Source organism: Pseudomonas sp. GV085, assembly GCF_003050925.1.
Lineage (GTDB): Bacteria > Pseudomonadota > Gammaproteobacteria > Pseudomonadales > Pseudomonadaceae > Aquipseudomonas.
The window spans coordinates 311727-324809 of the sequence record NZ_QAOV01000006.1 but is presented as its reverse complement, the minus strand read 5'-3'; the positions used below and the strand labels follow the sequence as shown (position 1 = coordinate 324809).

Here is a 13083-nt window from a genome sequence, read left to right as displayed (position 1 = left end):
CATCAGGCTCCCATCACCAGGATCAACGTGGCGCAGACGCAGACGTATAGCGCGCCTTCGAACAGCGCTTCGTGCCAGACAAACTGCAGCACACCCAGGCGCCGCAACGTCCAGTCCAGCAGCAGAAAAATCGGCACGCCCAGCAGCAGCGCCTGAGCAATCGGGGGCAGGTAGGCACCACCCACTTCCAGATCAATGGGCAAGGACAGGGTCTCCTTCAAGGCCTGCGGGTTGAAAGTAGCCACGATAGCGCTCGACGAACGACACCACGATCAACAGCGCCACGCGCATACGGAACACCGACCACAAGTGCTCATGAACATCGGTATGCAGGGCATCCAGCTCGTCGCCCAGGGTGTGGAGGCTATCGAGCACCTGCGCCACTTCGACGCCGGGCCGACCGGCGACCAGCCTCCCCGTTTCCCGCACTGTCGAAAACAGGCGACTTTGCAGATCCGGACTTAGCAGAGCGTTGTTCTGCCCCTGCTGCCTGAGCTGATTCAAGGCGATACCCAGTGCCATGCAGGCCAGACTGACCTGGAACCGCTCACGCGATTGTGGCTCCCGGGTCGCCGGCAGCAACCCCAGCATCATGGTCAGGCGATCGACCATCCGGCTCTCGAAGGCAAACTGCTGTTCATCGGTCGCCGAGGTTTTCAGCAAGGCGTACACCTGCTCGCAGTTCTCTTTGTGGAGCCGGCGCATGCGCAAATCCGGCATGAACGGAAAGATCAGCACATACACACTCAACGCCAGCACGGTCGCGCAGGTATAAGCCCCGGCAAACTCGAACCACTGGATCGCGGTGTTCTGGCCAATCCCCACGTTCAACGGGCCGAGCAACAGAAAAGTCGTGAGCCCCAGGCCAATGCCGGTACCTGTAGTGGCGGGACTGGCCAGGCCCACCGCAACGGCGTAGAGCAAGGGCGCCAGCAACAAGGCAAGCATCTCGAAATTGCTGATCATCGGCACAAACATGAACTGAAGCAGTGCCGAGGCCACCAGCGCCAGCCCGAACCCCCGCGCATAGCTTTGCACGGCCAGCAGCGGCCGGGGAAACGTCGACATCAGCGAACACAGGATGCCCACCAGCACCATTGCGCCTCGCGCACCGTCCCAGCCGGTTTCGATCCAGATCAGGCCGGCGATCAACAGCGCGGAAAAAGCCCGGACGGCATTCATGGTCGCCAGGGTGAAGTCCAGGTGCAGCGGGTTTTCCCGCCCACGAAACACGCTGCTCGCGGGTCGACCGCTCTGGATGGCATCACTCAACTCCAGAATCTGCTCAAGCTGCTGCAGCAGGCGAGCTTGCTCCCAGCGCAACGACCAGGCCAGCGAGCGCAAGGTGGCCGGCAGCGGTTCGGTCAACTGTTCGGCCCTGTAGGCCAGCTCATCGAAGCGTTGTTGCAGCGACGTGAAATGATGGCGCTTTTCACTGGACAGCGAACGCCCCTCCCGCGCCAGTTCATCGAGAAAGGCCAGTTCTTCTGCACGCAGCCGTTGAATTTCTTCAGGCAACTCGCCCTCCCAGCGCTCGGTCAACAACAACCGCTGGTGGCGCAAGGCGGTCAACCGCGCGGTCAACAACACCAATTGATTGCCCAACAGTTGCACCAGTCCGTTGGCACTGCGCAAGCGCGGTGCATCGTAATACATGTGCCGGCGCACGCCTTCCAGGCCGCTGATTTGCCCCAACAGCTGCATTTGCCGCTGCTGGAAATCCGCTTCGCTCTCTTCGGTGCGGATGACGGCGCTGGCATGGGTGGCCAGCAACCGGGTGATTTGATCGATCTTCGCGAAATAGTCCCGTGCCACGGCTTCGGGCCTGGCGGTAAGCAGGCTGACCACGCACACGCAGGCGACCGCCAGCAAGGTTTCAGTGAGGCGGGTCACCGCCAGCAAAAAGGTGCCGTCCTGATCGGGAATCGCCAGCAATGCGATGACCACGGCGGTGTAGCCACTTAGCACGAATGCTCCGGAGCTGGTGTAGCGCAACAGCGTGCCACCGGCGGTGCACAGCGCCAGCCACAGGGCCAGGGTGGTGATGAACGGCAACGGTGCCTGCGCAAATATCGCCATGATTGCCACGGCCACGACCGCCCCCATGGTGGTACCGATGACCTGGCCAAAACTGCGTGCCAGCACCATGCCGCCCAGTGGCTGGCTGATGATGACCACGGCCATGATCGACCACTTGGGTTGATCCAGATCGAACAAAAACGCCAGATACAGTGTCAACAAACCGGCCGCGATGGTTCGCAGGGCAAACAGCAACACCCCGGGCCCGGGGTTGAGCATGGCCTTGAAGTACTGCAGCAACGCTTGCATGGGAACACTCGTCGAGACACCTCCAGCAAGCGTAGTCACTGCTACGGGGCCTCGACAGGTTTTGCTGTCGACACCGTTTGCAGGCCCATTGAATCGTCAGTGAGCGTCGTCAAGGTTTGACTCAAAGCCTGGCCTGACCGAAGCTGGCGACCTTTGCAAAAGCTCGCCAGCTTCCGGATTCCTGCATGCCCAAGTCCCGCCGCTATCTGTTTATCAGCCTCTTCGCCCTGCTCGTCATCGGTCTTGCGTGGGTTCCCCTGCGCGATACCGCCCCGGTGGTTCCCGAAGCCATACAACATGGCTACAGCGAAGCACTGGCAGCAGCCCGGGGTGGTCAACCCGGTGCCGCACGGCTGCTCTATCAGCAATTGGGCCGTCCGGACCTGTCCCCCAAGCGTCGTGTCTGGTTGCATGCCGAGCTGCCCAACTATCCAAGCTCGGTGGCCCTGAAACTGGCGAATGCCGACCTGCAGAACGAATCGCCCGAGGTCCGTATCGCTGCGATCAGGAGTATCAGCGGCCTGGTACCGAGCGGCCAGCGCAGTCTGCTGCTGGGGCCATTGCTCGATGACAGCGAACAAAGCGTGCGGCTGGCCGCCATCAACGCACTGCTGGGTTTGTCCCCGGATGAACTCGGCTTGTATTTCGGGCCGCTGGAGCAAGCCATCGATGCCTGGGAGCAAGTGCTCAAGAGCGAGCCGCAAAGCGGCGAAAACCAATACCAACTGGCCCGGCTGCACCTGCACAACGCCGAGCTCAAGCAAGCGCAACAGGCGCTGGACAATACCCTGCGCCTGGCACCGGACAACCTGCCGGCGCTGGTGCTGCAAATCGAAGTACTGGATAAACAGGGCCAAAACGACGCCGCCCGGCAGTTGTTGGCCAGGCAACTCCAGGCACAACCCGATTCGGCCTACCTGCAACATGCCCTGGGGCTCTGGCTGCTGCATCACGACCAAAGTGAATTCGCCCTGCTCGGCCTGTCCAAAGCCGTTGAACTCGAGCCCAATAACCGCGATTACCGCTACGACCTGGCCACCACATTACACGGTGAGCAGGAACTGGAAGCGGCGCAGAAACAATTACAGGAAATCGTCCAGCGCCACCCGAACGACCGCAAGGCCCGGGTGCTATTGATCAATTACTGGAAGGAAAGCGGCCAACTGCAAAACGTACAGGTCCTGTTGGCCCAACTCGAACAGATGAACCCCGATGATCCGGCGTTGCAGCAGGGGCTTTGACCCCGACTGACATTTCGTTTAACCGTCGTCCCGGCCGAGGGTCAAGTGCAACAGGCAGACCGTCGCGGCAGTGCGCGGCGGGTTTCTCGATCCGGGCATGCAGATGATCTGCCAAGCCGTTTACCTTCGATCTGTTGACGGCGAAGGTCTGGGAGATGATCAGCGCCTGAATGCTTACGAAAGCATGTCCTGCATCAATTCCTGCAATTTATCCAGATCGAAGGGTTTTTCCAGGATCGGTGCCTTGCGCGTAATCGGGCTGTCGGTCTCACGGATTTCCTGGGCATAGCCGCTGATGAAAATCACCTTGAGTTCCGGTCGCAGCTTCACGGCGGGTTCGGCGATCTGCACGCCGGAGATGCCGCCGGGCAGGCGGAAGTCGGTGATCATCATGTCCAGGTGCGGTTTGCTCGCGAGAATTTCAAAAGCCTGCTCGCCGTTTTCCGCCTGCAACACGCGGTAACCCTCGCCCGACAGATAAGCGGACAGCACCATCAGAATCGAGGGATCGTCCTCGATGACGAGTACTACATCTTGTGCATCTTCGCTCATGGGAAGCCTTTGCTCGGTCAATTGCTGCTGATACGACCGTGGGGTCGATCAGAGGTTGCGTTTATCTGGCTGTTTTCCTGCAGCGGCAGACAAACGCGAAACAGGGCGCCTTCGCCAATCCTGCTCTGGACCGTAATAGTACCGCCATGGGCAGCGACAATCTGTTCTGAAATAAACAATCCCAGGCCCAGTCCGGCACCGATATGTTTGGCCGATACCCGTTCGAACTGCTGGAAAATCCGCTCCTGGTCTTCTTCGCTGATACCGATCCCCTGGTCCTGCACGTCCACCAGCGCCCGACCCTCTTCACTGTAGACTTTCACCGAGACCAGGCCCTTGGCCCCGTAGCGCAAGGCGTTGGTCAACAGGTTGGAAATCACCTGTTCAATACGAAATTCATCCCAATTTCCGATCACCGGTTGCTCGGCATCCAGCGTGACCGATGCCTCGGCGGCGTCGATCTGCCGGGAAAAATTCTGCAACAACTCGCTCACCAGTGCCGAAAGATCGAAGCACGTTGGCCGAATCGACAACTTTCCGGTGCGAATGCGCGAGACATCGAGCATGTCTTCGATCAAGCGTATGAGGCTTTTGATCTGCCGCTCGTCGCGGTCGACCATGGCGTGCATCTTGTCCAGGGTGAAGGCGGCGGCGTTGTCCCGGGCCAGGTGCTTCTTGCGCAGCTGGGTTTCAAGGATCAGGCCGTTGAGCGGCGTGCGCACTTCATGGGCGACGATGGACATGAAGTCATCGCGCATGCGCACCGCCTGCTCCAGTTCCAGCTGGGTGTTTTGCAGTTGCTTGAGCAGGGTCTCCTGTTCGTGGCGACTTTGCTCAAGGGCCAGCACTTGTTCCTTCATCGCCTTGCTCTGGCGATACAGGTCGACGAACACATTGACTTTGCTCTTGACCGCAAGGATGTCCAGCGGCTTGTACAGGAAGTCCACGGCACCGCTTTCATAGCCCTTGAACGCGTAGTTCAGTTCACGTCCGGCAGCGCTGACGAAAACGATCGGAATATTCCTGGTTTTTTCCGTGCCACGCATCAACTCGGCCAGCTCGAAGCCGTTCATGCCGGGCATCTTCACATCGAGGATGGCCATGGCGAATTCGTGCTGCAACAGCAGGGACAAGGCTTCGTCGGCACACAGTGCCTTGTACACGATGCAGTCCTCACGCTTGATCAACGCTTCGAGCGCCAGCAGATTTTCCGGCAGATCGTCGACGATCAGCAGATTGGCCTGCATATTACTCAGCATGCGATTGGTTCCAGCTCGACAGGCAGACGGCCGATGCCACCGGCCCAGGAACCGATCACGATCGCTACGATCGCCGGCGAGTTCGTTGCACTTTTCATGATTTTCGGTAAATCCGTTCCAGTTTGACCAGCGGCTCGAACTGATGGCCGAAGGCTGAGAATTCCGGGGTTTCCTTGCTGCCCAACACCAGGAAACCGCGATGGCAAAGAGACTCATGAAACAATCCGAATGCCCGATCCTGAAGTTTTTTATTAAAGTAAATCAGTACGTTACGACATGAAATTAATTGGGTTTCTGAAAAAACGCTGTCCGTCGCGAGACTGTGATCGGCGAAGGTTACGTTCTCGCGCAGGGTCTTGTCGAAAATTGCGTACCCATAGGCCGCCGTATAGTAGTCGGCAAAGGAACACTGGCCACCGGCCTGCTGGTAATTAGCAGTGTAGGCGCGGACATTCTCCATCGAGAAAATCCCTTGCCTGGCCTTTTCCAGCGAGCGCGGATTGATGTCAGTGGCGTAGATGACCGTGCGGTCGAGCAAGCCTTCTTCGCGCAGCACAATGGCCATCGAATACACTTCTTCACCGGTGCTGCATCCGGCGATCCAGATCTTGAGCGAAGGGTAGGTTCGCAGCAGCGGCACCACTTCTTTGCGGATGGCCAGGAAGTGCGAAGGATCGCGGAACATCTCGCTGACCGGAATGGTCAGCAATTGCAGCAATTGCATGAACGCGGCGGGGTCGCGCAGGACTTTTTCCTGTAGCGCCGAGATGGTATTGCACTCGAACTGACTCAACGCATGGTTGACCCGGCGCTTGATCGAAGCGCCGGAGTAATCGCGAAAATCGTAGCTGTACTTGAGGTAGATCGCCTCGATCAACAAGCGCAATTCGATCTCGCTGTTTCGCTCCACTGAAAAATTGCGCTCCACTAGATACGTTCCACCTTCGGTAACCACACACGAATCAGCGAAAACAGGCGATCCAGGTCGATGGGCTTGGCCAGGTAATCGTTGGCGCCGGCCTGCCGGCAGCGCTCCTGGTCGTCCTTCATGGCCTTGGCCGTCACCGCGATGATCGGCAGCTTGCGCCAGCGCGGGTCCTTGCGGATTTCAACAATGGCTTCGAAACCATCCATCTGCGGCATCATTACGTCCATCAACACCAGATCGATGTCTTGCACCTCATTCAATCGTTCAATCGCTTCGCGGCCGTTGCGACCAATGACTACTACTGCGCCTTTTTGCTCCAGCGCACTGGTGAGGGCAAAAATGTTGCGCACATCGTCATCCACCAGCAGCACATTGCGGCCCTCGAAGACCTTTTCACGGCTGCGAGAGACCTTGAGCATCTTCTGCCGCTCATGGGACAACCGCGATTCGACTTTGTGCAGAAATAGCGTCACCTCATCCAGCAGCCGCTCTGGCGAGCGTGCGCCCTTGATGATGATCGAACGCGAATACTTGCGCAGTTCAGCCTCTTCATCCCGGGTCAGGTTGCGCCCGGTATAGACGATGACCGGTGGAAAGGAGCAGAGGTCTTCGGTGGACATGCGCTTGAGCAGGTCATTGCCGAGCATGTCCGGCAGTTTGAGGTCGATGATCATGCAATCGAAAACCGAGGTCCGCAGCTGGTCCAGTGCCGCCTGAGCCAGGCCAACGGCAGTGATCTCGAGGTCATCGTCGCCGATCAGGCGGGCAATGCTGTCGCGCTGCAAGTCGTCGTCCTCGACCAGCAGCACGCGCTTGACCTTCTGGGTCAGCTTGGCCTCGATTCGCGCAAAAACGTCCTTGAGTTCCTCGCGGGAGGTCGGTTTGACCGCATAGCCAATGGCGCCCATGTGCATCGCGGCTTCAACCCGGTCCTCGACCGAAATCACGTGCACCGGGATATGCCGGGTTTCGGCGTGTTCCTTCAGGCGTTGCAGCACGGTCAGGCCGGAGTGATCCGGCAGGCGCATGTCCAGCAGGATCGCGTCGGGGATGAACGTCTTGGCCAGGTCGTAGCCTTCGTCGGCGCCATGGGCCACCAGGCACTGATAACCCAGTTCATGAGCAAGGTCGTAGAGGATGTGCGCAAAATTCGGCTCATCTTCCACCACCAGAATGCAGCGGCTGGTGAACGGACCGTTGTTGCGATCGTCGTCGAACCGCGCAATGTTGACCTCGGCCAGCAGTGGCGACAGCGCGGGTGGCATTACGTTCGGCACCGCCGCCATCGTCTCGGCGCGCATCGGTGCGACAGGTACTTCACCCGGTTCCCTGTACTGCTGCGGCAGTACCAGGGTAAACGCACTGCCCTGCCCCGGTGTGCTGCTCACACTGATGGAGCCGCCGAGCAAGGCCGCCAGATCACGGGAGATCGACAAGCCCAGCCCGGTGCCGCCATAACGCCGACTGGTGGTGCCATCGGCCTGACGGAACGCCTCGAAAATGCTGTCGTGCTGCTGCGCGGCAATGCCGATTCCCGAATCACGGACAATGAACGCGATGCCGTCGTTCGGCACCGTGGCGACGGACAGGTAGACGCTGCCGCTGTCAGTGAATTTCACGGCATTGGACAGCAGGTTCTTGAGCACCTGCTCCAGGCGCTGGCGGTCGGTGAACAGCATCAGCGGCGCGCCGTCCTGCACATCCACCTGGAAATCCAGCTGTTTGTCCGACGCCAACGGCTGAAACAGATCGCGCAGGCCTTCGACCAGACGCGCCACGCTGGTGTGCTCCGGATGAATCTCCAACTTGCCGGCCTCGACCTTGGAGATGTCCAGAATGTCGTTGATCAGGTTGAGCAAGTCATTGCCGGCGGAGTAGATCGATTCAGCGAATTTGACCTGCTCGGCGCTGAGGTTTTCCTCCGGGTTTTGCGCCAGAAGCCTGGCCAGGATCAATGAGCTGTTCAGCGGCGTGCGCAACTCGTGGGACATATTGGCGAGGAATTCGGACTTGTACTGACTCGAGCGCTGCAACTCTACGGCACGTTCTTCGAGCTGGATCCGGACCTGATTGAGCTCGGTATTCTTCAGCTCCATGGTGTCGCGTTGCTCGGCCAGTGCTTGTGCCTGTTCGGCGAGTTGTTCGTTGGTCTGCTCCAGCTCCACCTGCTGGATTTCCAGGTGTGCCTGGGACTCCTTGAGAATCCGTGACTGTTCTTCGAGCTCTTCGTTGGCGGCCTTGAGCTCTTCCTGCTGAACCTGCAATTCTTCGTTGAGTTGCTGGGTTTCGGCCAACACCTCCTGCAAACGCTGACGATAGCGTGCAGCCTCGATCGAGGTGCCGATGTTGCCGGCAATCAGCTCAAGCAATTCAACATCACGGTCTGTCAGTGAGCGCAGAAAGCCCAGTTCGATCACGCCATTGACCCGCTCGTCATCACTGGTTGGCACCACCAGCACACTGCGTGGCAAACCTTCGCCGAGGCCGGAGCTGACTTTGAAGTAATCGACCGGTACCTCGTCCAGGCGAATCAACCGCGCCTGTTGCGCCACCTGGCCGACAATGCCTTCTTCGCTGTAAATCTGCTGCTCGCGCTCTTCTTGCTCACGGGAAAACCCGTAGGTGGCGATGCGTTTGAGGCCGCCGTGGTCTTCGCGCACATAAATAGCTGCCACGGCGGCGCCAAGGTACTGCGCACAAAATTGCAGAATATTTCGTCCCAGCAGGCTCAGGCTCAACTGTCCCAGCACCTGCCCGGCGAGTTGAGTCTGACCGTTGCGCAGCCAGGCTTGCTGTTCCAGGCGATGGGCGCTGGCCTGTTGGGCAGCGAGGTTGACGCCGTAGCTTTGCGAAAGTTTGAACAAATCGCGGCGCCCGACATACGCCAGCAAGCCACTGACGCCGGCAATGAACAACAGATAGAGGCTGATACTCCAGACTGTGGTGCGCCGCACGTCTTCACTGCGAGCGGTGCGCAGTTGTTGCTCGGAGTCGATCACGTCCTCGAATTGCTTGCGAACTTCATCGGTCAGGCGTTTGCCGCGCCCCGACTTGACCACGGCGCGATAGTCACCGCTGCTGCGCTGCAAATCGATCATCGATTGCGCGTAGCTGGCCCATTCCAGCTGCAAGGCCTGCAACCGCAGCACGCGGTCAGTCTGCAGCGGGTTGTCGGCGGTCAGCTCGAGCAAGGTGTTGAGGGCCACGGCAATTCGCGGTTTGGCGGTTTCGTAGGGATCGAGGAAATGTTCGTCGCCACTGAGCAGGAAACCGCGCATCCCGGTTTCCAGGTCCACGGTCAGCTTGAGCGCTTCATTGGCGTTATTGATCACCCGGTCGGTGTGTTGCACCCACTGGATCGTCAACAGTAAATAGCTGATCAGCGAAACGAAGAACACCGCGCTGATAAGACCCAGACCCAATGGCAGGCCGATGTTGCGGCTCAGGAGTTTACGAAATCGTTGCTCATCAACCGAGGACGCGGAGGGCATGGGTCAGGCCTTGTCGAACTGTCAAAGTGCAAGGAGTTTGCCCCAGAACTGGCGCCTTGATCCAATTTTCTGACATGGTTTCGCACAAGGTCCTACATTCCGCTGCGCTCACGCAAAGTGGTGGGTTATCCTTGCCTGACCTGCGCCCGGTTCTTTTTTGCATCGCGTTGGGAACTTGTCGGGATCCGCCACTCACTCATGTAAGAGGACGGTGATTTCCAGAGACCGGCAATGCCAATTTTATCGGGAATCTCACTATGTCATCTGCCAACGGCTCTACCATCCTTGTCGTCGAAGACGATGCCATCGTGCGCATGTTGATCGTCGACGTACTGGAGGAGTTGGAGTTCAAAGTGCTTGAGGCCGATGGCAGCGAACCGGCGCTGGAGAAGCTCAAGGACTTGACCCAACAGATCGATCTGATGATGACCGACGTGGGCCTGCCAGAGATGGATGGACGCGAACTGGCCAATGAAGCACGTGTTTTACGTCCAGCCTTGCCGATCCTGTTTGCCAGCGGTTATGCCGAAACCATCGAAGTGCCTCAAGACATGCACGTGATCGGCAAACCGTTCTCCATCGATCAGTTGCGCGACAAAGTTAACAGCATCCTCGGCCTGACCCCGCGTCCTGCTGTGGTTTAATGCGCCGCGTTTTACATCCCTGCCCTGCATCCGCTTCAAGGAATTCCCGCCAATGATTCAGCCCCGCGCAACCAAAGTCCTGGTCATTGGTTACGTCTGGCCCGAGCCCCGCTCTTCCGCGGCCAGCGGGCATGTCATGCAAATCCTCGAGGTTTTCCTGCAACAAGGCTGGGACATCACGTTCAGCAGCCCGGCGGGCTTCGGCGAACAACGCGCAGACCTGACGGCGTTGGGCATTCGCGAAGTGCCGATCGAGCTGAACAACAGCAGTTTCGATGAGTTCATCAGCGAACTGGCGCCGGACATCGTGTTGTTCGATCAATTCATGATGGAGGAACAGTTCGGCTGGCGGGTCGAGAAGCATTGTCCCGATGCCCTGCGCGTGCTCGAAAGTTGCGACCTGCAAAGCCTCAGGCATGGCCGGCATCAACGCCTCAAGGAGCGCTTGAAAACCAGTGATGACAATAACGACTTCAGCGACCTGTTCGCCCCAGCGTCGCGTGAAGAGTTTGAACACATGGCCAATACCGACCTGGCCAAGCGCGAGATCGCCTCATTTTATCGTTGTGATTTGACGCTGATGGTTTCCGAAGTGGAAATCGAATTGCTGGTCGAGCAGTTCAGGTTTCCCCGCAACCTGTTGCACTGGTGCCCATTGATGGTCGATGTTCCGACCTATGCACCGGTACCGTTTGAAGACCGGGCACACTTTCTGCACATCGGCAACTTTCGCCATGCCCCCAACTGGGATGCGGTGCTGTGGTTGAAAACCGCTATCTGGCCGCTGATTCGCGAGCAATTACCCGGCGCTCAATTGCATATCTATGGTGCCTACACACCACCCAAGGCCACTGCGCTACATAACGTGGCGCAGGGGTTCCACGTAATGAACTGGGCAGAGGACGCCTTGCAGGTGATGTCCGCGACACGGGTGTGCCTGGCGCCCTTGCGTTTTGGCGCAGGGATCAAGGGCAAGATTGTCGATGCAATGCTCTGTGGCACACCGAATGTGACGACGCCGGTCGGTGCGGAGGCGATGCATGGCGAAGAGACTTGGCCCGGTGCAGTGACCCGTTCGGCACGCGAGTTCGCCGATCATGCCGTGCAACTGCACAACGACAAGACGCGTTGGCTCCACGCCCAGGCGCACGGGCAAACCCTGTTGGCGAACCGCTACCAGACATCCGTTCATGGCCCGGCCTTGATCCAGCGGCTGGTCGATTGCCAACGGAATCTGGCAAACATCAGACGCGATAACTTTACCGGCAGCATGCTGCGTCATCACCAGCACAAGAGCACTCAATACATGGCGCAGTGGATAGAGGCGAAGAACCGGCTGAATCAGGAGTAGCGCGCGTGCCTTGCAGGAGCAGGCGCACAGGCGGTAGTAGCGCTATCCATCCGGCAAGAGGCATGATCGGGGCGGGATAACAACAAAAGCGCCCTGACATGACCCGCACCGCCAGAGTCACCGATCCGTCCTATGAATTGATGGACGACCACAACGGGTTGTCCATCATCTACCGCCAGCATGGCTTTCCCTGCCCGCTGGTGCGCTGGCATTTCCACAAGGAATACGAGTTGCACCTGATCGTCGCCAGTTCCGGCAAGGTGTTCATTGGCGATTACATCGGCAACTTCTATCCGCAAACCCTGTTCCTGACCGGCCCCAACCTGCCCCACAACTGGATCAGTCAGGTGGCCGAGGACGAAGTGGTGCCCAAGCGCGACATGCTGGTCAACTTCACCGACGAGTTGTTCGACAGCGGCTATCAGGTGTTTGCCGAACTCAAGACCCTGGCGCCGCTGCTGGAGCGCGCGCAATACGGCATCGAGTTTCGCTGCAAGCACACCATCGCCCAGGCCATGGACTTGATGCAGCGCATCGCCGATACCAGCGGCGTCACCCGGCTCGGGCACTTTTTCATTTTGCTCGAATTGCTCGCGGCCACCGACGACTACCAATTGCTCTCTGGCGCCACGACGCCACAACTGGCCGACGAGAACAACATCGATCGCACCAACCGCGCGGTGGATTACATATTCGCCCATTACGCCCGGGAATTGCCGCTCGAAGAGGTCGCCGAGCATTTGGGCATGAAGCCCACGTACTTCAGCCGCGTATTCAAGCAGGCCACCGGGCGCAATTTCATCGAATTCGTCAATCGACTGCGCATCAGCAAGTCTTGCGAGTTGCTGGCCGATGGCGACAAACCGGTGACCGACGTGTGCTTCGAGTCGGGCTTCAACAATATTTCCAACTTCAACCGGCGCTTCCAGCAGCTCAAGGGCATGACGCCGTCGCATTATCGGCGGTTGGTGGTGCAGCGGCTGACCGAGCAAAACTTGGGTTGAAAATCAAAAGATCGCAGCCTTCGGCAGCTCCTACCGCTGGAATGCGCTCTCCTGTAGGAGCTGCCGAAGGCTGCGATCTTTTCTCTGCTGAAAGCTATAAAACCTGTACGGTTTCAATACCCCTCCTTTGCTGAAAAGCCCTTCCCTGCATCAATCCCCCAAAACTCCAGTGCAAAAAAGTATCGATTAAAGTGCGATGGATGATTTGTCTCGCCCTCCATTGAAGGATGTAATCAGCGCACATTCTTCCCTGCGCAGGAAGACACAAAAACAATAACTGTCCTT

Annotated in this window: 10 protein-coding genes; 4 read left to right on the top strand and 6 right to left on the bottom strand. The window is 58.5% G+C overall.

What is annotated here, in order from left to right; all coding sequences use genetic code 11:
- Nucleotides 1-2: 2 nt before the first annotated feature.
- Together C8K63_RS15675 and C8K63_RS15670 are read right to left on the bottom strand one after the other, a co-directional pair.
- Nucleotides 3-203, bottom strand: a complete 201-nt coding sequence (locus C8K63_RS15675; protein WP_108217534.1) for a DUF1656 domain-containing protein — start codon at nucleotides 201-203, stop codon at nucleotides 3-5.
- Entirely contained in the window at nucleotides 193-2328 is a 2136-nt protein-coding gene (locus C8K63_RS15670; protein WP_108217533.1) for an FUSC family protein, read from the bottom strand. The genes C8K63_RS15675 and C8K63_RS15670 overlap by 11 nt, the downstream gene beginning before the upstream one ends.
- Before the next feature lie 185 nt (nucleotides 2329-2513).
- Here C8K63_RS15670 and C8K63_RS15665 point away from each other — a divergent pair, with 185 nt between their 5' ends.
- Nucleotides 2514-3569, top strand: a complete 1056-nt coding sequence (locus tag C8K63_RS15665; RefSeq protein ID WP_108217532.1) for a lipopolysaccharide assembly protein LapB — start codon at nucleotides 2514-2516, stop codon at nucleotides 3567-3569.
- A 174-nt stretch (nucleotides 3570-3743) separates the two neighbouring features.
- Here C8K63_RS15665 and C8K63_RS15660 read toward each other — a convergent pair whose 3' ends face one another.
- The 4 genes from C8K63_RS15660 to C8K63_RS15645 form a co-directional block, all read right to left on the bottom strand.
- Complete coding sequence (locus C8K63_RS15660) at nucleotides 3744-4121, bottom strand: response regulator (protein WP_108217531.1); 378 nt, start codon at nucleotides 4119-4121, stop codon at nucleotides 3744-3746.
- A gap of 17 nt (nucleotides 4122-4138) precedes the next feature.
- Nucleotides 4139-5380, bottom strand: a complete 1242-nt coding sequence (locus C8K63_RS15655) for a hybrid sensor histidine kinase/response regulator (protein ID WP_108217530.1) — start codon at nucleotides 5378-5380, stop codon at nucleotides 4139-4141.
- Between the two features lie 94 nt (nucleotides 5381-5474).
- On the bottom strand, nucleotides 5475-6308 hold the full coding sequence (locus C8K63_RS15650; RefSeq protein ID WP_108217529.1) for a protein-glutamate O-methyltransferase CheR: 834 nt from the start codon (nucleotides 6306-6308) through the stop codon (nucleotides 5475-5477).
- Nucleotides 6308-9799 (bottom strand): response regulator, encoded by a 3492-nt coding sequence (locus tag C8K63_RS15645; RefSeq protein WP_108217528.1) that lies wholly within the window; start codon nucleotides 9797-9799, stop codon nucleotides 6308-6310. Before C8K63_RS15645 ends, C8K63_RS15650 begins: the two co-directional genes overlap by 1 nt.
- A 257-nt stretch (nucleotides 9800-10056) precedes the next feature.
- On the opposite strand from C8K63_RS15645, the gene C8K63_RS15640 reads away from it, so the two are divergent.
- The 3 genes from C8K63_RS15640 (at nucleotide 10057) to C8K63_RS15630 (ending at nucleotide 12798) form a co-directional block, all read left to right on the top strand.
- On the top strand, nucleotides 10057-10443 hold the full coding sequence (locus C8K63_RS15640) for a response regulator (protein WP_108217527.1): 387 nt from the start codon (nucleotides 10057-10059) through the stop codon (nucleotides 10441-10443).
- Between the two features lie 52 nt (nucleotides 10444-10495).
- Complete coding sequence (locus C8K63_RS15635; RefSeq protein WP_108217526.1) at nucleotides 10496-11794, top strand: glycosyltransferase; 1299 nt, start codon at nucleotides 10496-10498, stop codon at nucleotides 11792-11794.
- 98 nt (nucleotides 11795-11892) lie between these two features.
- Nucleotides 11893-12798, top strand: coding sequence for an AraC family transcriptional regulator (locus C8K63_RS15630; protein WP_108217525.1), 906 nt, complete (start codon nucleotides 11893-11895; stop codon nucleotides 12796-12798).
- Nucleotides 12799-13083 lie beyond the last annotated feature (285 nt).

Bases quoted from the DNA above. Each gene is read 5' to 3' on its own strand.
- C8K63_RS15635 (WP_108217526.1), top strand. From the start codon at position 10,496: ATGATTCAGCCCCGCGCAACCAAAGTCCTGGTCATTGGTTACGTCTGG.
- C8K63_RS15655 (WP_108217530.1), bottom strand. From the start codon at position 5,380: ATGCTGAGTAATATGCAGGCCAATCTGCTGATCGTCGACGATCTGCCG.
- C8K63_RS15645 (WP_108217528.1), bottom strand. From the start codon at position 9,799: ATGCCCTCCGCGTCCTCGGTTGATGAGCAACGATTTCGTAAACTCCTG.
- C8K63_RS15660 (WP_108217531.1), bottom strand. From the start codon at position 4,121: ATGAGCGAAGATGCACAAGATGTAGTACTCGTCATCGAGGACGATCCC.
- C8K63_RS15670 (WP_108217533.1), bottom strand. From the start codon at position 2,328: ATGCAAGCGTTGCTGCAGTACTTCAAGGCCATGCTCAACCCCGGGCCC.
- C8K63_RS15630 (WP_108217525.1), top strand. From the start codon at position 11,893: ATGACCCGCACCGCCAGAGTCACCGATCCGTCCTATGAATTGATGGAC.
- C8K63_RS15665 (WP_108217532.1), top strand. From the start codon at position 2,514: ATGCCCAAGTCCCGCCGCTATCTGTTTATCAGCCTCTTCGCCCTGCTC.
- C8K63_RS15640 (WP_108217527.1), top strand. From the start codon at position 10,057: ATGTCATCTGCCAACGGCTCTACCATCCTTGTCGTCGAAGACGATGCC.